This window comes from Filobacillus milosensis (assembly GCF_004402015.1).
GTDB classification, from domain to species: domain Bacteria; phylum Bacillota; class Bacilli; order Bacillales; family Alkalibacillaceae; genus Filobacillus; species Filobacillus milosensis.
The window spans coordinates 88443-108394 of sequence record NZ_SOPW01000010.1; the positions used below are offsets into that span (position 1 = coordinate 88443).

A 19952-nucleotide genomic window follows, 5' to 3' on the forward strand; every position below is an offset into this window, starting at 1 on the left:
TTAGTGTCCGATAAAATAAAAACGACCTTGCTTAAGGCAAGGTCGCACCTCTTATTCCTCAAAAGTTCCTTTGACGACAGCCACATTGTGTTGAACCATTACTTGACCGCGTGCCATAACTGTATCAATATCCAATGTCTCTTGATCTAGCAACACTAAATCAGCATCAAGTCCTTCTTGGATTTGCCCTTTTTGTTTTAACCCTAGAATGGAAGCGGGATTTTTAGTGACCACTTGTAAAGCTTGTTCCAAATCAATTCCTTCACCCTTTACCGATTCTACAAATGCTTCATATAACGAACGGATTTTACCTACTTGAAGGCCAACGAGTTCACCTTTTTCATTGAACTCTGGCAAACTACCTTGAGCGTCTGACGTGAAAGTCATGTTTTCCACCGGGACGCCTTCATTCATCATACGCTTAAGGGCTCGACTGCTTGGGATGGTAGGGTCGTTTGGTGTGTTGGGAATAGTGCTTGTAGTAAAGTCCACCAGACCACCTTTTTTAGCGTAACTCACCCCGTGATTAAACAATGCTTCATTTCTGTTGATGTGTGTTGGTTGAAATTGCTCAATCGGCAGGTTCGTTTGTTCAACCACACTTTCCAATAATTGCAGGCGATCGTGACCGCCACCCACATGAACATTCACGATTCCTTTTTTGCCAGACAGCATTCCACCAATCCGTGCTTGAGAACCGATTTTGGCTAGTTCATCAACTGTAGGCTGCGATGAGCGATGGTCGGCTATGGCAATTTCGCCTGCCCCTATAATGACATCGATTAGCATGATGTCATCCTCAACCTTACCAGTCAGCGTGCGCACGGGGACATGGTAGTTGCCGGTGAGTGCGTAACACGTAATTCCTTCTTCGCAAAGTGCCTTCGCTTTCGCAACAAGGTTAGTCATCGTACGTGTGGTCCCATCCGTGCCGATGACACCAACTACAGTTGTCACCCCACTCATGGTGGCATCTGTTAGGTTAAGCTCTGGTGTTCGAGTGTGGAAGCTTCCTTCCCCACCACCGCCAGTAATATGAACGTGGCCATCAATAAATCCTGGTGTCATAATTTTTCCTGAAGCATCAATTGCCTCGGCCCAATTAGGTACTTCAATCACATCATCGATTTTTGCAATTTTATCATTTGCGATTAAAACATCCTTCATGCCTAAAGGGTGCGGTGCATATACGTTCGCATTTTTGATTATTTTGATCATACGATCTCTCCTAATCTATGAATTATACGTATTATAACAAGAATTTGATTAAGAGGAAGTTGTTGAATTAATTTTTGAATTGTAGTGGCGGATAGAGTTATCAATCTCGCGGATACCCCCCCTCATCTGGCGGATAGAGGTGTGGACCTCGCGGATAAGAGGGTTACACTAGCGGATAGACATTCCGATTTCGCGGATAGAGATGTTAATCTCGCGGATAGACACCCCAAACTGGCGGATAAGCCCTCTTAAGTGCATTAATTGGTTAAAAACTTGACGGCGGTCAAGTTTTCTAACCATTACCCATCATCTAAAAATCATGTTATTCTTTATATGAATTAGCTAGAGCACCTTGAAGGAGCAGGACTTAATGCGAAAGAAATTTTCTTTGAAAACAAAAATTTTAACATTAATTATCTCGTTGTTACTGTTTGTGACAGTACTTATAACGGGGATTTATAGCTACATAGAGTGGAATCAAACAAAGGAATCGATGGGACAACGCGCACTGGATGTGGCCACTTCAATCTCATTGATGCCCGAGGTGATTGATGCATTCGAGTTAGAGGAACCATCTGAAGTAATTCAGCCAATTGCTGAAAATATTCGTGAGAAAGTCGGAGCGGAATTCATCGTAGTAGGTAATAAGAACAGTATTCGTTATTCGCATCCACAAGAATTTAAAATTGGACGAAGGATGGTCGGTGGTGATAATGACCAGGCGTTAATCCATGGTAATTATTATAAATCTGAAGCGATTGGGTCACTAGGACCTTCGCTTCGTGGTAAAGCGCCTATTTTTAATGAACAAGGTGAAATCATTGGACTTGTTTCGGTTGGTTTCATGCTTGAAGACATTCGTGGGGCGATTTATGACCGATTGGAAGTGCTCTTCGTTTCAGCCTTTGCGGTACTTGGCCTAGGTGCAGTTGGTGGGGTTTTCCTAACGCGTAGCATTCGTCAGGACATTTTAGGTCTGGAACCCCACCAGATCGTCTCGCTATATCGAGAACGTAAAGCCGTCCTTCGATCTATACGTGAAGGGATTATTGCGATTGATCGTGATGGAATGATTACGATTTTAAACTACTCGGCACGAAAACTACTAGGACTAACTGAAGATATGAAGTATAAGCATATCAATGAAGTGTTACCAAACACCAAAATGTACGACGTGCTTGAAAATGGTGAGTCCGACATGGATGATGAGATGATTCTTAGGAATCGAGTGGTTATCGTGAATCGAACTCCGATATATGAAGACGGAGAAGTAGTTGGTGTGGTTGCCAGTTTTCGTGATAAGACGGAGATTCAAGAAATGCTTAATGCTTTATCAGAAGTGAAAAGTTATTCAGAAGATTTGAGGGCTCAGACCCATGAGTATACGAACAAGTTATATGTCATTTCTGGCTTGCTGCAACTTGGAAACTATCAGGAAGCAATCGACCTGATACAGGAAGAGTATGAACAACATCAGCACCAAACGAAAAAATTGTTTAAACATCTAGAAGATCATACGGTACAAGCTATTTTATTAGGTAAAATCGGTAAGGCATCTGAGAAAAAAGTGAATCTAATGATTGATGAAAACAGCTCGTTGAGTCCATTACCTGCGCACATTAATACATCGAAAATGGTCACGATCCTGGGGAATCTTTTAGATAATGCGATTGAAGCAGTAAGTGACCAAGAGAATAAAGAGATTACATTCTTTGCGACAGACCTAGGAAATGATATTATTTTTGAAGTAAATGATAACGGTGTTGGCATTTCAGATGAAGCGCAACGTCAGATCTTTGAAAAAGGCTTTTCCACAAAAGGGATGGATGATCGAGGTTATGGTTTATCCATTGTTCAAGAAGTTGTAGAGGAGCTTCAAGGCCTGATTGAAGTCAATAGCGAGAAAGGTCGAGGAACCGTATTTACCGTTTATCTACCTAAGCAATTGAAAGAGGGTGACAATACCTAATGTTAAAAGTGGCGATTACTGAAGATGATTATCGTGTGGCTTCCATCCACGAAGGTTTTTTGAATAAAATTGAGGGCTGCGAAGTTGTTTTTAAGTCGTTAACTGCTGAAGATACGATAAATAAGTTGAAAGAACATGACATCGATCTAATTTTATTAGATATTTATATGCCTGACCGTTTAGGAACGGAGATTATAGAAGAAATTAAATCGATAAAACCTGAGATTGGCATTATTATGATTAGTGCTGGTACGGATAAAGAAATTGTACAAGATGCTCTTCAAAAAGGCGTGTTCGATTATATTATCAAACCTGTTACTTTGGATCGTTTTGTTGAAACAGTGGAGAAATTCAAGCAATTTTATGAAGAGCTTCGTCGTAAAGATGAGGTTGACCAAGAGTTACTAGATCAGTACTTTGGTCGAACCGGTGCCAAAGTAGAGGAAGAACAAGCAAACACACCTAAAGGAATTGACCCTCTTACACTAAAAAAAGTAAAAAGTATTTTAAAGCAAGAAAATGGTGTTACAGCTGAGGAGATGGGGCAACATATGGGGGCTTCACGAACGACAGCGCGACGCTATTTAGAATATTTAATTTCGGAAGGCGAGTGTCAAGCCGAGCTTGAGTACGGAATTGTCGGCCGCCCTGAACGAAAGTATTACCAAAGCTAGACCAGCTAGAAGCTGTTCTAGCTTTTTTTGTTTGTATCATAAGTATACTGGCGAGTGGAAGATTATAAAGTGGCGATACCCTTCTTGACTGGCGGATAGCTTCCACGATTTAGCGGATAGATAACCAACTCTAGCGGATACACCCCTCCCTTTAACGGATAGGAAAGTGAATTTAGCGGATAAAGGTGCCAATCTCGCGGATAGACACCGTAAACTCGCGGATGGAGATGTCTATCTGGCGGGTAGCCTCTAACCGTGAACAAAATGAACAAAATTAATTTAAAATTTTTATTACGGGTTATTTTGAAAACGGTTACAAGATTGAATTTTCATTTTAGTATTGTGAATAGAAAATCATTTGTGACATTTTTGTTGCAAATTTATTAAAACAATTTGAATTAGGGGGCTTTTTATTATGAAGAAAATTTTAGCGTTAACAATGTTCGCTATGTTAGTACTGTTCTTAGCCGCTTGTGGTGGGGACGACTCATCAGAAGAAGGCAACACGGACAGTGAATCTGAAGGCAATGGTTCTGAAGAGGCTTCAGGTGACAGTGGAGACAGCAATGGTGCATGGACACCATCTGAATCGATCGAAATTGTTGCTCCAGCAGGCGCTGGTGGCGGTTGGGATACAACGGCTCGTATGGCGGCGCAAACAATGACTGAAGAAGGCATTATCGAGCAAGACATGGGTGTTGTAAACAAAGAAGGTGCCGGTGGTGCGATCGGTTGGGCTTACATGGCTGAAAAAGCAGGAAGCAACCATAATCTATTCGTTTCATCTTCTCCAATTTTATTAGTACCTTTAAATGGTCAATCTGAGTATGGTCACGAAGACTTTACACCTATCGCTAACGTGATTGCTGGTTATGGTGCATTTGCAGTAGCTAAAGATGCTAAATGGGATAACTTAAACGAACTATTCGAAGATATGAAAGAAGATCCACAAAGCGTAACAGTAGTTGGTACATCTTCTCCTGGTAGTATGGATCACATTCAGTTCGTGCGTTTTGCTAAAGCAGCAGGCGTAGATATCACGAAGATTAAATACGTTTCTGCTCCAGATGCTGGTGGTGTTACTCAAGTACTAAACGGTAGCGCAGATGTTTATTCAACTGGTGTTTCTGAAATTGCTGAGCAAGTTCGCGCAGACAAACTAAGAGTATTAGCTGTAACATCTGAAGAGCGTTTAGATGGTGAAGTACTATCAACATTCCCAACAGCTAAAGAGCAGGGAATCGACGAAACGTTTGTTAACTGGAGAGGTTTCTTCGGTCCAAATGACATGGACCCGGCAGCTGTTAAATTCTATGAAAAGAAATTCAAAGAACTAAGCGACTCTGAGGCATTCGCAGATATCCGTGCAAACTACGGTTGGAACGAAATGTACATGGGAAGTGAAGAATACAAAGAATTCTTAGATAAAGAAAAACAAAACTTAAAAGAAATCCTTGATGAATTAGGCTTAACTAAATAATTCTCTCAACAAAAAGAAGTCAACGGTCACTCCGTTGGCTTCTGATAATTTTTGTATGTAAAAAAGGTAAATTTTTCTCCATATAGGAAGGAGTGTATCCTGATGTTAAAAGGGGTCAATCGTAAAATTGGATTAATATTGTTCCTTTTATCAGCTGGTTATTTATATATGAGTTTCCAGCTTCCAACCTATCCATATATTCCAGTGGATGCTGATGCTGTTCCTAAGGCTTTAGGCTGGGTTCTATTAGTCTTATCAATAGCTTTATTTTTTACAAAAGACAACGACACAGAAGAACAAAAGGCCAAGCGTCATATACCTAAAAAAGATGTCATGGCATTACTAGGTGTACTTGGACTTCTAATAATCTATATCTTCTTATTTGAAATAGTTGGTTTTATCCTAATGACGACACTATTTGTGTTCTTTTGTTCGTGGTTTTTGGGCTATAAAAAACATTGGGTTAATGCGATTGTTTCTATTGTATTCCCTGTCTTTTTATATAGTATTTTCGTCTTTTTACTTCAAATCAATTTACCACAAGGTATTCTACCAATTTAAGAGAGGAGGGAAAGCATGGGAGCTATTGATGGAATTTTAACAGGCTTTGAAGTTGCCTTTAGTTGGCAAGGTATTATGTTCGTTTTATTAGGTGTTTTTGTTGGTACATTTATCGGGATGCTACCCGGACTAGGTCCTATTAGTGCGATTGCAATTATGATCCCGATTACGTACGGCATGGATCCGTCACTGGCACTAGTTATGATGGCTGGTGTTTATTATGGTGCGGTGTTTGGTGGTTCCACATCGTCTATTCTATTAAATGCGCCGGGGATATCTGGTACGGTGGCGTCATCATTCGATGGATATCCGATGGCTCAGCAAGGAAAAGCAGGTAAGGCACTTGCGATTGCTGCGATCTCCTCATTCGCTGGAGGTACGATTAGTGTAATTCTACTTATGATTTTCGCGCCAATGCTGGCTAGTGTAGCGGTGTCGTTCGGTCCGCCAGCTTATTTTGCTTTAATGTTACTTGGTTTAACCGCAATCTCAAGTCTGTCAGAAGGGTCAACGATTAAAGCCTTGATTTCTGCTGTGGTTGGTTTTATGATTGCCACAATCGGGATCGACCCACAGACAGGTACAGCAAGATTTACATTTGACAGCGCCAATCTATTAGATGGTATTGATTTCTTAGTGATTGCCTTAGGTTTATTCGCAATTGCGGAAGTTTGCTATCTGGTCATGAATCGTCATAAATCTATGGGCGGTTCAGGAAAAGATATTGGAAGCTTAAAAATTACAAAAGATGATGCTAAGGAAATGAGTGGTCCAATCGGTCGACACTCGATTCTAGGTTTCATCCTTGGTATCTTACCAGGTGCAGGTGCGACAATCGCATCTTTCATCAGTTATATTACAGAGAAAAGAATGTCTAAGAATCCTGAAGAGTTCGGTAAAGGTTCAATTAAAGGTTTAGCTGCGCCTGAAACATCGAACAACGCTGCAACAAGTGGTGCGTTTGTGCCGCTATTAAGTTTAGGTATTCCAGGTTCGGGTACAACAGCTGTAATGCTAGGTGCATTCTTGGTACTTGGGTTGCAGCCAGGTCCAATGTTAATGGGTGACCGTCCAGAGGTATTCTGGGGTATTATCGCAAGTATGTATATCGGTAATGTTTTCTTATTAATTTTAAACTTACCGTTAATCCCATACATCGCAAGAATTTTAACGATTCCACGTCCGATGTTAATTTCATTGGTTTTAATGTTCAGTTTAATCGGAGTATATGCGATTAGCTTTAGTGTATTTGACTTGTATCTATTGGTTGCATTTGGTGTGCTCGGTTACTTAATGCGGATGTTTGCCTTCCCGGCACCTCCGTTTATCCTGGCGTTTATTCTAGGTGGTATGATGGAGCAATCATTCCGTCAATCAATGACTATCTCAAATGGACAGCTATCCATATTCTTTGAAAGCAATATTGCGTTATCATTAATTGCATTATCAGTGCTTTCATTTGCTTTCCCAATTGTGAAAAACTTGAGAGGAAAGAAAAAAGCTTAACTGAAGGTTGTTGCTTATGAAAAAGTTTGGGATTTTAATAGTGTTAGCTGGATTCTTTTATTTGGCTATACATTCAGGCCTATTAGATTCTTTTACAGCTAATCAACAATTGACCTTATTAATACTAGCTATAGCCATATATTTGTGGACAGCTGCGCCAATTCCAGCAGGCCCCTCTAGTATTCTAGTGCTAGCTCTCATGATTGGATTAGGCGTGGCCGAGCAAGAAGAATCTGCTTTTCGCGGCTTCTTATCGCCGGCTTTATACTTTATTGTTTTACTATCACTCATAAGTCAGGTCTTAGTGAAAGTTGGCTTCGACCAAGTGGTAGCTGAAGTTTTTCAAAAAGCAAGTAAAGGTCGGGTTAGCCGGATTATGGTTGGCTTACCATTACTTTTACTTGTTTTGCCGATTTTTTTACCGTCTGCGATGGCGAGGTATAAAATTCTTTACCCCTTAATTTCTAAAATAAATAGTTTGTATGGCTTCGACCAACGTAGTCTGTTTAAAAAATTCGGTTTATATATTATTAGTTTTTTCAATCAGAATGCCACACTCATCATCTTCACGGGTGGTGGCTTTTCTGTGTTTGCGTATCAATTAATGGTCGAGTATGGCGTTGGGCGTTTAAGTTGGACAGATTGGTTTACACTTATGTTCATTCCGCTGTGGATGTCGATGCTACTATCGGCTTTGGTGATTTTCTTATTTTTAAAATGGAAAACTGCATCGTCCGAGCTGGTGGATGCACCATTTGAAGAAGAGGTCGGACATTCTGTCTTAGAAAAACATAATCAGTTTTGGCCGGTTGTGATCGCTTTCGCTGTGATGATTTTAACGTGGGTTTTTACCGACCCGAATGTTGTTCCAATTATTATTCCTCCCATGTTGTTGGTTGTGTTTTATGCCCTTCCTCAAATAGGAATAGTTGATAACCGATTGATTCGCAGCTTTGACTGGGAGAGTTTTTTGTTGCTAGGGACATCTTTCTCCTTAGGTTTGCTATTATCAAATAACGGTACAGCTCAGGTGATGGCTAATAGTCTAGCAAAAATCATGCCGACGGATTCAAATACATTTTTACTCGTTTTAAGTGTGGTTTGTTTTATATGGCTGCTCCGACTATTATTTACAAACTCATCATCTGCAATCGCGGTTATTTTCCCAATCATGATTTCGTATGCTGAGATTGTTCACATTTCGCCATTGGCCCTATCGATGTTAATGGTGATGGTGATTGGTGGGACATTATTGATTCCGATTCACTCTCCATCGACGTTTTATGCCGGACAGGAAGGCGTATTTACAAAAGGTGAAATACTCACAATCGGATTCATCTCAAGTACAATCATGTCATCCATCGCTATAGCGGCTGTGTTTTTATATTGGTAAAACTCCTTAAGTCTTGGCTTGAGGAGTTTTTTCTATTTATTCTCTACTTTCAGTTTTGCTAAAAGAGAAGTAATTCTATAAGAAGATTTCAGTGCCCTACGAGAAAAACACTGTATTCTATGAGAAGTTTCGCTTGTTCTATCAGAAAAATTGCTCAATCTACGAGAAGTATCTCACTCTCTATAAGAAAAATCATCACTTCTATAAAAAATATGTCCCTTTTGAAACCATAGACCTAGGTCAACCGTAGTAATGTTGGAATCAAAAATAAAGGAGGTTACTCATTGAGTCAGATAGCATTAGAGTTAAAGGATGTTAAAAAGACAATAAGTAAAAAAGAGATTATTAAAGGGCTAAGTTTTAACGTTAAACAAGGAGAGGTTTACGGTTTTATCGGGCCGAATGGGGCAGGTAAAACTACGACAATTCGTATGATTGTAGGGTTAATGAAATTATCGGATGGCGACATTAAAGTGCTTGGTAAAAGCATTCAATCAGATTATAGTGAAGCTGCCAAAAATATTGGGGCAATTGTTGAAAACCCTGAACTTTATCCATTTATGTCCGGGTGGAAAAACCTAATCCACTTCGCTAATATGTATGAAGGCATTTCAAAAGACCGCATTAGAGAAGTGGTTAAATTAGTAGGCCTTGAGAAAGTAATTAATGATAAAGTAAAAAAATATTCGCTAGGAATGAGGCAGCGATTAGGTATTGCCCAGGCTATATTACATAAACCTTCTGTATTAATTTTAGATGAACCAACAAATGGTTTAGATCCTGCTGGTATTCGAGAAATTCGTCAGTATATCAAAGATTTAGCTGTGAAAGAAAATGTTGCAGTTATTATTTCGAGTCACCTGCTATCAGAGATTGAGCTGATTTGTGATCGAATTGGAATTATTAAGCATGGTGAATTAATCTCTGAACGATCAGTTAACGATCAGGATGATTCAAAGTCAGAAGAAACAAAACAGAAAGTGTTACTTGATGTGGAACAGGTGGACCATGCTGAGGGCATATTAAAAGAACTTGAAATCCCTGTAAACCGTGAAGGGGGCCAGCTTTTTGTGGAATTAACTCGTCAAGAAGTGCCTGGCATAGTTAAGCAACTTGTGAATAAAGATATTGCAATTTATACTGTTGCAACCACTAAAGTAACTTTAGAAGATGAATTCCTAGAGTTGACAGGGGGGAACGTCATTGAGTAGATTTTTCAAGCTTTTATTTAATGAATTGATGAAAATATTTGTTAGAAAAACCACGTGGGTTATGTATGGTATTCTTACCGTAATTGTCATTGCAGGTATTATTCTAACAATCACTACTGACCAAATTGAAACCGAGTATTCGGACAATTGGCGTGAAGAATTAAAGCAGGAAAATGAGAACTTGGCAGAAGAAAACGCTGAAATGAAACGAGGTAGTGAAGAGAGTGGTATAGATTTTGGGGTTACTTATTTCGAAGAACAAATTAATAAAAACAATTACTACTTAGAAAATGATATTAAACCACTTAACTATGGGGCATGGCAGCATGTATTAGATAATGCTGGATTAGTATCACTAATAAGCTTATTCACAATCATTATTGGTTCTGGAATCGTGTCGAGTGAATTTAGGTGGGGGACGATTAAGTTGCTTCTAATCCGACCAGTTTCACGAACCATGATCTTAGCATCAAAATTTGTTGCTGTACTACTTTTTGCTTTATTTACGTTAATTTTCTTATGGATTGTATCATTCATTTCAGGAGCTATTGTTTTCGGCTTCGAAGGATTTAATCCAAGTATTGTCCTGCAAAAAGCTGAAGGCCTCGTGTATGTACCTTTAGTAGGTGAAGTGCTAACAGAGTATGGTTACAACCTTGTAAACCTTGTTATGATGACGACCTTTGCATTTATGATTTCTACCATCTTTAGAAATAGTTCAATTGCTATTGGGCTAGGGATATTTTTGATGATGGGTGGAAATATGGTTGTTCAAATTTTCTCAGAGTATGACTGGGCTAAATTTATTCTTTTTGCAAATACAAACCTGAGACAATATGAAACAGGAAACGTGTGGATCGATGGCATGACATTAGGATTTTCGATTACGATGTTGATTATATATTTTGTTGTATTTATCGTATTGTCATGGGTCTTCTTCAATAAGAGAGATGTGGCAGGTCAATAATTATTGTTCCATCACACCAAATTGAAGCATGTGTTGAACATTGCGTTAATCGCATTTTTTGAAGGTCCTAGACCAATACACCTACGGGATCTCATGAATTAATAAAAATGCCTCAGAAGGTCATTATTTCATGACCTCTGGGGCATTAAATATTATTCACTAATCCATTTATCAACGGTATCACGGTTTTCTTCAATCCACTCAGCAGCAGAATCTTCGAATGATTTACCTTCTTCTTCATAAGCACTCATCATTTCTTCAAGCTCAGAAACTTCAATGTTCCACTGAGATAATATTTCATATGCTTCAGGGTATTTCTCTTCGATACCTTTATATGAAAGTACATACACATTGTCATATTTTAAATGTCCTTGAGTATCTTCTAAAAATTTAAGATCATACTTAGCGAACATAGAGTGTGGTCTCCAACCTGTAATGATAAACGGTTCTTTATTATCATATTTAGATTCAATGACACCCATCATAGCAGCTTCACTAGATGGTAATAATTCAAAACCTTCTAAGTTATAATCTTCATCATTCATCACAGAATTAGACAGTTGAACAATACCAGCACCTTCACCGATCGTCACGATCTCACCGTCGAACTTTTCTGCCTTACCTTCTAAGTCTTCGATTGTCTCTTCTTCAACATATTCTGGTACAACCCATCCTAAAGGAACTTCTTCATAACTCGTTGAGACTTTTTGTAGGTCGTCTTTGTATTCATTCCATAATTTTTCTTCAGTATATGGCAACCATGCATCCATGAAGAAATCAACTTCTTCGTTTTTCATCCCTTCCCAGATGACGGGTTGATCCAATAGTTTAATTTCAACCTCATAACCCACTTCTTCTAGAATCTGTTTAGCGATTTGAGTAGGTGCTTCTGTACTTGTCCACGAAGTTTGGCCAAATACAATTTCTCCTTTACTTTCGCTACCACTATTTTCTTCAGAATCGGAACCTGAACCGCCACAAGCAGCTAAAATCAATACTGTTGTTAACATCATAGTTGTTAAAATCTTTCTCATATCTATTAATCTCCCTTTCTTTCTAGTGTTAAGCTTTTATATTTCTCTCTTAAATTTTCTGGAGTGAATTGCATGGAATCAGCTTCCTCAGCTCCCCAGCAATCATACTCTTCGCCTTGTAATTTTCTCTTTATATTAGGCGTATTATAAACTTTTAAGTTATAAACCCAATTCGCCATCGTTGCCATCGCAGACATGTGTGCACCTTCATTCGATGCAGAACAAATATCGTGAACGAGATGAATGTTGTAATCCCTGAAGTACGCATCAAAAACAGATGTCATGAGGCAGCCATCCGTTACAACGCCACCTATGATTAAGTCTTTTACCCCTAAGTTTCTAAGCATGAGATCTAGGCTTGTTTCGTAGAAGGCGCTCCAACGATATTTATCAATGACAACATCATCAGTTTCAGGTTTGATTTCATCCAAAATTTCAATTTGGTCGGTGCCGTTATTGTAATAGTAAGGCGTACCATCGTCCTTAAGCGGTTCACCGACCGATAATCCAATACGATCAGTACGGTTAATTTGTTTTGTATATATAATGGGTATATTAGACGCTCTACAAGCCTCAATCAGTTCTTTAGCATTTTGAACCACTTTCTCCATGCTATCTAGTCCAAAGTGAGACTCTTTTTGTAAATCAATTAATACTAGTGCTGTTTGGTTCTTCATAAGATGACTCCTTTATTTCTCTTTTGGGACGCAATTAAAAATTTCTCTAGACTCTAAGGTGTTAGCCAGGCGCATAATCCAATCCAAATACTCCTTTGCCTCACCAATTGATTCTAAGTCACGATTAGCGATTCGTTTGGCATCTTCGCTATCAGGATTCTTTGAAATTTCTTCGATGGTTGGTTCAGTTTGGTCGATCGCTTTTGAAATAAGGCTTCGTTCAAGTCGAATCATTTTAACGAAAAAGTTTAAAAAGTTCTTAAGAAAGTCTTTTTCGGCAATAAAATGATCTTTTCTTTCGCCCTTTTTCCAAACCTTGGTTACCATTTCAGTTTCCATAAGTTCACGAATCCCATTACTGACACTTGCTTTACTCATGGCAACTTGATCTTTGATTTCATCTAATGTCATGGGTTCTTCTGAGAAATATAAAACACCGTATATTCTTCCAACTGACGGAGTAACCCCGTATATAACCATGGATTGTGCAATCGCGCTCACGATGACGTCCTGTGATTCTTGAAGTTTTTCAGTATGTTGGCTCAATATATTATCCTCCTTTATAAAAATAGAAAAGTAGTTAATTAATTTGTTTAATTTATATTATATATTTTATACAAAATGAATTAAATGTCAAATCATGTTGAATAGCGAGTATATTTTTTCCAAATTCGTAAAAATTAAAAAGGGTCAGATAGTTGATTCAGTCATTGGGGGGACTTTAAATGAGTTATAATGAGTATTGGCAAAAAATATATCGTGTCATGGAAGAGTGGAATAAACTCTCAGAGAGCTACTGGCGAGATTATTCCGGGTTTTCATCGTGGCAATTTTGGGTTATCCTGGCAATGGTAGTTATTCCTTTAATTGTTCTAATATTCGCCGTGGATCGAAGAAGAATCTTTGAAGTTCTTTTCTTTGGTTATACCGTGCACATTTTATGGGATTATATTAATGATTTTTTAGAGATTCACTTATTTTTTGTTCATAATTACTTCTTAACAACAATGCTTCCGTCTGCGTTTAATATGACTGCTTCCGTACTCCCTGTGGCTTTCCTTTTGCTTTATCAATACTGTACAAATCATAATAAGAACTTTTATTTGTTGACATTGGTTCTTAGCGGAATCTTTGCATTTGGAGCAGCGAGTTTGGAAGAGATGATAGGTATGGTTGATATTAAAAATGGATTTAATAAATTTTATATTTTCTTAATTGATGTTGGAATTGCTTATATTGCTTATTGGTTTACGAGGTTTATTTTAAAAGTAAGGAAACGGGCTGGAGTGCAAAGTGAATAGGGGAAAGTAAAAAAAGGAGACGAGGGTCTCCTTATGATTATACTTTTTCATAATTAAATAAGTCTCTAATTTTTTTGATATTCTTTTCTATTATTGGCATGGATCCGAAGTTATTACTCAAGTTACTTATGACTTTAGCTTTTTCTAAATGCTCTAATGCTATTGAGTATTTTTTTAATTCTTTATGATTTACGCCTAAAATAAAGTGTAATTGTCCAAAACCGAATAGAGAATTTGTTTTTTGACAATTAATAATCCCTTCTTCTGCATATTTTATTGCTTCCTCAGGTTTATGCTCAAGTGTGTAAGCTCTAGCTAAATTATATAAAATTAATGTCAACAGGTCATTATCATGTATATAAGGAAGACTTTCTATTGCTACTTTAGCATCTTTATAGATTACAATAGCTTTTTCGAAACTTCTGATTTCACTGATATCAATAAACAAATTTGCTTTATTAATTAGTATTTGAATTTCGCGCTCAGAATAAGACTTAGTACTCGTATTACAAAGTTTTAAAGCTTCTTCCAATAGTTCTAAAGCTTCGTAGTGATTTTCATCTAAAAAACGCTTACAAAGGGATTTATGCCATAGAATAAATTGCTTAAATTTATTGTTGTTCATCAAAGGGGTTCTTTCTTCTCGTTTTATTAATTCTCTTAACATTTCATAATCGTCATTTTTTACAAGTTCTCTTGCCTCTAACTCAACTTCTAATGCATAATCAACTCTTGAATTATATGTTGAATCATAGAAATAGTTAATATCTACACCTAGTCTTTCTGCAATTTGAAATAAAATATCTGCAGCAATAGCTAGCGAACCATTTTCAATTTTGCTAATATAAGCTTGCGTACATATTCCCTCACATAGTTCTTTCTGGGTAATCTTGAAATATCTTCTTAATTCATAAATTCTTTTACCTATTTCCTCACGAGTATCCAAAAAAATTCCCTCCAAAAGTATGAAATATTCCAATGTTTATATTTTTTGAGAAAATCAAAGGAAAACAAAGATAATTCCTTCTGAGATGTTCGAAATCAGCTGTAATCGCTAATACGAGCATTTTAAAATTCTGATACTATCTAATTAGAAAGTTGAAACAGATAAATAGGAGGTGAAAAGAATGAGAAAGTTACTAGGTATCGCAGTCATCACTGCACTGATTGTTGGTTTCTCTGTAAACGTAAGTGCTGGTGATCTAAACGATTCAGTTATGCAAGCTGAAATGTTTGGTAAAAGCCAAGGGGACAATGATTTAGGTTCTCTAGACTAATACCAACTTACTTAACTCAAAGCATTTCCTTATAAGTCGTCCATATTTTTTATTCGTCCATAATTTTATATGCTACCAGAAATTATAATAGATTTTTGGTAGCACTTTTTTTACATAATATCTTAAAACTATAAAAATATAAAGGTTATTATTACCAACATTTTCATAGACTTAGGTATATTATAATGTATTTACATAATTTTTTTTACTATAAATGTCGAATTTTGTAGTTTAAAAGTCATATTAATCGGGAGGCTCTTGTTGTATGGGGGAGAAGCGTCTAGCTAATGAACACAGAGTGTTAAGCCCGGAGGATTTTGTCGAAGGTTATCAATATATTACGGAATATTTGAATGAGGGTATACCACTCCGGGATGTTTTGAAGCGTGCATTGAAATATTTCGAAGATCGACTGGAAGATTCGTATTGTACAATCATGTTAATGGACGAAGATAGTACCGAGTTTATTGGAGGTGTAGGGTACACACTTCCAGATAAAATGGTTGAAGAGTTTACAAATATTCGCTTGTATGATGGCTTAGGTACTTGCGGTACAGCAGTGGTGCGTGGAGAATTTGTTTTTACTCCTGATATGAATAATGACCCGAAATGGAAGAACTATCTTTATATTGTTCAACCATATCAATTGAAGTCTTGTTGGTCTGTACCTGTCTTTAAACCAGGATCACAAGAAGTTATTGCAGCCTTTGCCACTTATTCGAAAAATTTTAAGCAATCTCCAAGTCAAGGTGAGATTGATACTTTGAATGCTTATAAAGAGTTAATTGCACTTATTATTTCTAATTATATGAATGATAATAACGCAGTCTTGGAGTCATCAGTGACTACAGATCAACCTTTTAATAAGATGGCAGACTCGCCTGAGGAATACGCTAACTTGATTAAAGAATCATTAAAACAAGGTGAGATATTCCCTTATTATCAACCTATTTTTAAAGGTGAACATCATGAACTTTATGGGGTTGAGGCATTAGCAAGATGGGATCACCCTGAGTTTGGCGTCATATCGCCTATAGATTTCATTGAACACGCAGAAACTTATCAATTTATTGACTGGCTCGATGAAGTGATATGTCATAGAGCTTGTAGTGATATGAAGCAGTTGATGGATGAGTCTGGGAAAGAGTTTATCTTATCTGTTAATGCGTCAGCGATTCATATTAAGCAAGAGGGTTTTGCTAAACGCATAGAACGCATTTTAAACGACACACAATTTCCGGCGAAGTTATTATCTATAGAAATAACGGAAACATCATTAATGGAAAACTTGAAAGATGCAGCTGTAACGTTTCAACAGTTAAAAAAGTTAGGCGTTAAGGTCTCGATTGATGATTTTGGTACAACCTACTCATCATTAAACTATTTAAAATATTTACCGGTTGATACGATTAAGTTAGATAAAACATTTATTGATGATGTTGATAAGAGTCCAGTTGATCGTCGAATTTGTAAAACGATTATTCAGCTAGGAATGGATTTGGAGTTAGATGTAATTGCTGAAGGTGTCGAGTATGAAAAGCATTTATCGATTATCCGTGACTTTGGCTGTGAAGTATATCAAGGATTTTACTTCAGTAAACCTTTAGAACTGCAGAATTTGAAGGATTATCTAATAAGTATATAGTCACCCCCTAATATTTATATAGATGTAATTGGACTGCCAATTGAGGCGGTCTTTTTATTTACGGAAAGTTGAGAATAAGCTAGAAAAAGGAAAATATATCCTTGTTGTCGAATATAATTATATAGAAATGTCATAAAAGGAGGGTTGTGTTTGACTACTTTAAAGGCAGCAGAAACGATTACACATAAATTCACAGGTGAAAGAATCACGTTTTTAGAGACAAGTGCAGATACGGATGGAGCGTATGAATACATTGAAGTATTTTTACCTCCTGGTGGTGAAGGTCCACCACTACATTACCATATGAAATTTGAGGAAGAGTTTGAAGTTAGAAGGGGAGTTAAAGGTTGTTAGGGGAGATGAAGGGCATATTTTAGTGGCTGGTGAACAAATTGCGGTTCCGAAAGAGACGAACCATATGTTCCTTAATGCTTCAAATCAAAAGCCGGTTACCTTTCGCGTTAAAATTACCCCTGCTCATCGCTTTGAGGATTCCATGCGGATTTTGTATGGATTAATGCGAGATGGCAAATCTGATGACAAAGGCATACCAAAAGATAAGGTACATTTAGCTTTAGCCCTGGAAATGCAAGATTCTCGAATGGTGGAATTACCCTTTTTCTTACGTTATTTAATGAAACGTTTAGTTAAAAAGGGTAAGAAAAAAGGCATTGATCAAGAATTAATAGAGAAATATGCACGATAGTTACATTGGGGGATGCATGAAGGAGTAATGTACGGTAGCATTTAAGTAGTCAAAGGAGTGTTTACATGGAACGATTAACAGATGAACAAATTGAACAAGAACTATCTAAATTAGATAACTGGAAACTAGTTGATGAGAAATGGATTCGCAGGCGCTATAAGTTCAAAGACTACTTAAACGGTATTGATTTTGTACGTAAAGTAGCTGAATATGCTGAAAGTCAAAATCATCACCCGAACATTGCGATTGATTATAAGGTCGTAACTCTTAAAATATCATCGTGGGAAATGCGTGGGTTGACGGATTTAGACTTTGAGATGGCTAATCATTTTGATGAATTATATGATGAGTAATAAAGTAAAAACCGCCGAGGAGGCGGTTTTTCTTTTGGATACTTATAGCAACAACCATGCAATGAGTACACCTGCAGCACCAAATGTTAAAGCGTAACCTATATTCCATAGCGTCAATTGGTAAGGGTTTCGCTTGAAATATTGATTCAGCATCGTAATCGGAATATTGAATGTTCCGGTCATGTCATTCGCAATGACTGAAATAATCATGACAACTGAAATACTAAGCGGATTTATGGAATCTAAAAATGGGGTGACAAAGAGCCCTTGTAAGCTTAGCGTCACAAGTGGGTGAAAACCGAAAAACGCTAGAACCATGGAGCTTAACTGTATAAATATAAATAGTAAAACCGGTGACTGCTCTAACCATGCAAACGAGTCCATCATCTGATCAAAAATGGGAGTACGGCTAATGACCTCATTGAATACTCCGATCGGAATCAGAAGCATCATGAAGTTTTGCATTGTCCAAAGATGATCACCCCAAACTTTTTGGTTATACCGAATGAACGTTTGTAATTTTTGCGTTATTAAAGCCCAAGTCATTGTGTATGGAACAATAACGAGAATGATAGCATCAAAGAAATCTAATCCTGTTACAAAATGAAGGCTGGCAGCTACTACTATAAATAGAACTAAGAATAACCCAAGGGACCCAAGGTGCTTATAATTTGTAGTAGATTGGCTTTGTTTGCTTGGTGTTGGCAATTTTATTTTTCTATACTTAAAGTATCCTAATGAAGTATCTAATAAGAGCATAGATACCGAAAATGCAAACAAAACTGGTAGCAGGATTAAGTATGACGATCCAGTATAAGCAACCACTAGCGCGATATAGACCTCAATTGGACTCCATGTATTTGCAGCAGCAAATGGACGTAAAATCGCTCGTGTCGCAAATTGCTCGGTTATGTTTTTGTTGAAGTTTGATGTCTTATCTTTAATTAGGTTGTATATAAGTGGGATTGTAGAAATAAAAATAAATAGAGTTAAAACATAACTCGTTAGATAGGATTTAACATATAATTTCCCAAGGTTCGGTGCGTTTTTTTGTAACGTTTCAAAAAGAGATTGATCATAACCACCAACAATCATATAGTGGTTGATAAACGGTATGATATAGAGTAATGAAAGTAGTAACCCCATTGATGTAAAAAAGGTAGCGATTTCATCATAAGACAATTCATAAATAAAAAATAGTAAAGTTGCAATGATTAAAAATATAATTCCAATTATTTGATATATGCGATTTGAACCGAATATTGAAATGGCAAATGCCCCTACACCAATGAGTCCTTGTATTAGAATCAAGCCGTCGTAGGTAACGAATAGGCTAAGGATATAGCATATTACAAAGCTTGTATATAAATAAAACTGCATTCTTCTCATTTGACTCACTCTTTCTTACATAACTCCCTAATATCTTAACAAATCCCATTCTATTATCCTAATTGATAGTTTTGAAACTAGGTCATTTAATAGAGGACTTACCAAAACTTACTATCAATAAACGAAACAAAAGGACTGATTTGTAATATAACCGACATAAAAATTTTATATTTTCGAAAAAACATTTTATAAGTATATATACTTATAAAATATACAATAATTTACTATTTTTGACGTTGAATTAATATATTTTGAGAGATTGTTAATTAGATGGACCTAATATTGAATGTTTGTTCATTTTTAGGTGTTTCAAAGTCCTTGCAAAATGGGATTTTTGACGGATTCCTAGTAAACTAGTAATGCATTATGATGTCTTTAAGAGATTAGTCAGAAAATTCATATGACCTAATCTCGATAAAGGCAAAACTGGTGAAAGCCAGCGACGCAAAGCTACAGGGGCTTCTGTGCACAAGCACAATGCCAGCCAGCTACCGAAGGATCAGGGAAGTGAGATAGAGGGAATAGCCTTTTAAATCCGGAGATGTTAAAAGGTTTTTCATTTCTATCTTACTAGATCAACCCCGTCATTCG

Annotated in this window: 20 protein-coding genes and 1 riboswitch; of the genes, 14 read left to right on the forward strand and 6 right to left on the reverse strand. The window is 37.1% G+C overall.

Going from position 1 to position 19952, the window contains the following annotated elements; all coding sequences use genetic code 11:
- Positions 1–51 precede the first annotated feature (51 nt).
- Positions 52–1218: a beta-aspartyl-peptidase gene (iadA, locus tag E3U55_RS10555; protein ID WP_134340396.1), complete on the reverse strand. Its 1167-nt coding sequence runs from the start codon at positions 1216–1218 to the stop codon at positions 52–54.
- A 370-nt stretch (positions 1219–1588) separates the two neighbouring features.
- On the opposite strand from iadA, the gene E3U55_RS10560 reads away from it, so the two are divergent.
- From E3U55_RS10560 to E3U55_RS10595, 8 genes are all read left to right on the forward strand, one after another.
- The gene (locus E3U55_RS10560; RefSeq protein WP_134340397.1) at positions 1589–3187 is read left to right on the forward strand and encodes an ATP-binding protein; all 1599 of its coding nucleotides are present in this window, start codon (positions 1589–1591) and stop codon (positions 3185–3187) included.
- Complete coding sequence (locus E3U55_RS10565; protein ID WP_134340398.1) at positions 3187–3861, forward strand: response regulator; 675 nt, start codon at positions 3187–3189, stop codon at positions 3859–3861. Before E3U55_RS10560 ends, E3U55_RS10565 begins: the two co-directional genes overlap by 1 nt.
- Before the next feature lie 415 nt (positions 3862–4276).
- Positions 4277–5341, forward strand: coding sequence for a tripartite tricarboxylate transporter substrate binding protein (locus tag E3U55_RS10570; protein ID WP_134340399.1), 1065 nt, complete (start codon positions 4277–4279; stop codon positions 5339–5341).
- A gap of 102 nt (positions 5342–5443) precedes the next feature.
- Entirely contained in the window at positions 5444–5902 is a 459-nt protein-coding gene (locus E3U55_RS10575; protein ID WP_134340400.1) for a tripartite tricarboxylate transporter TctB family protein, read from the forward strand.
- A gap of 15 nt (positions 5903–5917) precedes the next feature.
- Positions 5918–7408 carry a tripartite tricarboxylate transporter permease gene (locus E3U55_RS10580; RefSeq protein WP_134340401.1) on the forward strand — a complete coding sequence of 497 codons (1491 nt, stop codon included), beginning with the start codon at positions 5918–5920 and terminating at the stop codon, positions 7406–7408.
- Between the two features lie 16 nt (positions 7409–7424).
- Positions 7425–8801 carry an SLC13 family permease gene (locus tag E3U55_RS10585; RefSeq protein WP_134340402.1) on the forward strand — a complete coding sequence of 459 codons (1377 nt, stop codon included), beginning with the start codon at positions 7425–7427 and terminating at the stop codon, positions 8799–8801.
- A gap of 284 nt (positions 8802–9085) precedes the next feature.
- Positions 9086–10012: an ABC transporter ATP-binding protein gene (locus E3U55_RS10590; protein ID WP_134340403.1), complete on the forward strand. Its 927-nt coding sequence runs from the start codon at positions 9086–9088 to the stop codon at positions 10010–10012.
- Positions 10005–10979 carry an ABC transporter permease gene (locus E3U55_RS10595; protein WP_134340404.1) on the forward strand — a complete coding sequence of 325 codons (975 nt, stop codon included), beginning with the start codon at positions 10005–10007 and terminating at the stop codon, positions 10977–10979. The genes E3U55_RS10590 and E3U55_RS10595 overlap by 8 nt, the downstream gene beginning before the upstream one ends.
- Before the next feature lie 152 nt (positions 10980–11131).
- On the opposite strand, the gene E3U55_RS10600 is transcribed toward E3U55_RS10595, so the two are convergent.
- The 3 genes from E3U55_RS10600 to E3U55_RS10610 are packed head-to-tail and all read right to left on the reverse strand — an operon-like array spanning position 11132 to position 13236.
- Positions 11132–12013: a glycine betaine ABC transporter substrate-binding protein gene (locus E3U55_RS10600; protein WP_134340405.1), complete on the reverse strand. Its 882-nt coding sequence runs from the start codon at positions 12011–12013 to the stop codon at positions 11132–11134.
- Positions 12014–12018: 5 nt separating this feature from the next.
- Complete coding sequence (locus E3U55_RS10605) at positions 12019–12690, reverse strand: cysteine hydrolase family protein (RefSeq protein ID WP_134340406.1); 672 nt, start codon at positions 12688–12690, stop codon at positions 12019–12021.
- A gap of 12 nt (positions 12691–12702) precedes the next feature.
- Positions 12703–13236 (reverse strand): GbsR/MarR family transcriptional regulator, encoded by a 534-nt coding sequence (locus tag E3U55_RS10610; RefSeq protein ID WP_134340407.1) that lies wholly within the window; start codon positions 13234–13236, stop codon positions 12703–12705.
- A gap of 179 nt (positions 13237–13415) precedes the next feature.
- On the opposite strand from E3U55_RS10610, the gene E3U55_RS10615 reads away from it, so the two are divergent.
- Positions 13416–13991: a hypothetical protein gene (locus E3U55_RS10615; RefSeq protein ID WP_134340408.1), complete on the forward strand. Its 576-nt coding sequence runs from the start codon at positions 13416–13418 to the stop codon at positions 13989–13991.
- Positions 13992–14028: 37 nt separating this feature from the next.
- Here E3U55_RS10615 and E3U55_RS10620 read toward each other — a convergent pair whose 3' ends face one another.
- Complete coding sequence (locus tag E3U55_RS10620; RefSeq protein WP_194840885.1) at positions 14029–14937, reverse strand: helix-turn-helix domain-containing protein; 909 nt, start codon at positions 14935–14937, stop codon at positions 14029–14031.
- 181 nt (positions 14938–15118) lie between these two features.
- Between E3U55_RS10620 and E3U55_RS17370 the strand changes: the two genes are divergently transcribed.
- The 5 genes from E3U55_RS17370 (at position 15119) to E3U55_RS10635 (ending at position 17972) form a co-directional block, all read left to right on the forward strand.
- A complete protein-coding gene (locus E3U55_RS17370) occupies positions 15119–15268 on the forward strand; it encodes a hypothetical protein (protein WP_153801935.1) in 150 nt (49 codons plus the stop codon).
- A gap of 265 nt (positions 15269–15533) precedes the next feature.
- Complete coding sequence (locus tag E3U55_RS10625; RefSeq protein ID WP_134340410.1) at positions 15534–16913, forward strand: sensor domain-containing diguanylate cyclase; 1380 nt, start codon at positions 15534–15536, stop codon at positions 16911–16913.
- A gap of 150 nt (positions 16914–17063) precedes the next feature.
- On the forward strand, positions 17064–17267 hold the full coding sequence (locus E3U55_RS17705; protein WP_228547532.1) for a cupin domain-containing protein: 204 nt from the start codon (positions 17064–17066) through the stop codon (positions 17265–17267).
- Entirely contained in the window at positions 17236–17619 is a 384-nt protein-coding gene (locus tag E3U55_RS10630) for a hypothetical protein (protein ID WP_228547533.1), read from the forward strand. Before E3U55_RS17705 ends, E3U55_RS10630 begins: the two co-directional genes overlap by 32 nt.
- Positions 17620–17684: 65 nt before the next feature.
- A complete protein-coding gene (locus E3U55_RS10635) occupies positions 17685–17972 on the forward strand; it encodes a 4a-hydroxytetrahydrobiopterin dehydratase (RefSeq protein WP_134340411.1) in 288 nt (95 codons plus the stop codon).
- A 42-nt stretch (positions 17973–18014) separates the two neighbouring features.
- On the opposite strand, the gene E3U55_RS10640 is transcribed toward E3U55_RS10635, so the two are convergent.
- Positions 18015–19361, reverse strand: a complete 1347-nt coding sequence (locus E3U55_RS10640) for a hypothetical protein (protein ID WP_134340412.1) — start codon at positions 19359–19361, stop codon at positions 18015–18017.
- Between the two features lie 409 nt (positions 19362–19770).
- Positions 19771–19857: riboswitch (cyclic di-GMP riboswitch) on the forward strand.
- Positions 19858–19952: the final 95 nt, after the last annotated feature.

Excerpts from the sequence above, each read along its gene's own strand:
- iadA (WP_134340396.1), bottom strand. The coding sequence starts at position 1,218 with ATGATCAAAATAATCAAAAATGCGAACGTATATGCACCGCACCCTTTA.
- E3U55_RS10560 (WP_134340397.1), top strand. The coding sequence starts at position 1,589 with ATGCGAAAGAAATTTTCTTTGAAAACAAAAATTTTAACATTAATTATC.
- E3U55_RS10565 (WP_134340398.1), top strand. The coding sequence starts at position 3,187 with ATGTTAAAAGTGGCGATTACTGAAGATGATTATCGTGTGGCTTCCATC.
- E3U55_RS10570 (WP_134340399.1), top strand. The coding sequence starts at position 4,277 with ATGAAGAAAATTTTAGCGTTAACAATGTTCGCTATGTTAGTACTGTTC.
- E3U55_RS10575 (WP_134340400.1), top strand. The coding sequence starts at position 5,444 with ATGTTAAAAGGGGTCAATCGTAAAATTGGATTAATATTGTTCCTTTTA.
- E3U55_RS10580 (WP_134340401.1), top strand. The coding sequence starts at position 5,918 with ATGGGAGCTATTGATGGAATTTTAACAGGCTTTGAAGTTGCCTTTAGT.
- E3U55_RS10585 (WP_134340402.1), top strand. The coding sequence starts at position 7,425 with ATGAAAAAGTTTGGGATTTTAATAGTGTTAGCTGGATTCTTTTATTTG.
- E3U55_RS10600 (WP_134340405.1), bottom strand. The coding sequence starts at position 12,013 with ATGAGAAAGATTTTAACAACTATGATGTTAACAACAGTATTGATTTTA.
- E3U55_RS10605 (WP_134340406.1), bottom strand. The coding sequence starts at position 12,690 with ATGAAGAACCAAACAGCACTAGTATTAATTGATTTACAAAAAGAGTCT.
- E3U55_RS10615 (WP_134340408.1), top strand. The coding sequence starts at position 13,416 with ATGAGTTATAATGAGTATTGGCAAAAAATATATCGTGTCATGGAAGAG.
- E3U55_RS17370 (WP_153801935.1), top strand. The coding sequence starts at position 15,119 with ATGAGAAAGTTACTAGGTATCGCAGTCATCACTGCACTGATTGTTGGT.
- E3U55_RS10625 (WP_134340410.1), top strand. The coding sequence starts at position 15,534 with ATGGGGGAGAAGCGTCTAGCTAATGAACACAGAGTGTTAAGCCCGGAG.
- E3U55_RS10635 (WP_134340411.1), top strand. The coding sequence starts at position 17,685 with ATGGAACGATTAACAGATGAACAAATTGAACAAGAACTATCTAAATTA.
- E3U55_RS10640 (WP_134340412.1), bottom strand. The coding sequence starts at position 19,361 with ATGAGAAGAATGCAGTTTTATTTATATACAAGCTTTGTAATATGCTAT.